1 protein-coding gene is annotated in these 229 nt (G+C 37.1%); it reads right to left on the bottom strand.

All coding sequences use genetic code 11. The features are described 5' to 3' along the window. Positions 1 to 47: 47 nt before the first annotated feature. The gene (locus SB659_RS20690; protein WP_164906834.1) at positions 48 to 194 is read right to left on the bottom strand and encodes a hypothetical protein; all 147 of its coding nucleotides are present in this window, start codon (positions 192 to 194) and stop codon (positions 48 to 50) included. Positions 195 to 229 lie beyond the last annotated feature (35 nt).

Below are 229 nucleotides of genomic sequence, written 5' to 3' on the forward strand. Positions count from 1 at the left end.
TTTTTTTCATGTTATGACCCCCATCTTTTTATTGAGATTGTTTTTTATTATGTGCCGACTGGCTTTTCAGCTAATATATAAGTACCGACTGGCTTTTCAGCTACATGTTTATTAGAAAACCCCATAAAGCCCGCAACAGCTAACCCGCTCAAACAAGCAACAGATAATGCCGCAAAAAGAATTCTCTTTTTCATCAAATTCCCTCCAACTGCTTCATTTTCTTTTCAGC

This window comes from Arthrobacter sp. SIMBA_036 (genome assembly GCF_046535135.1).
Taxonomy (GTDB): Bacteria; Actinomycetota; Actinomycetes; order Actinomycetales; family Micrococcaceae; genus Arthrobacter.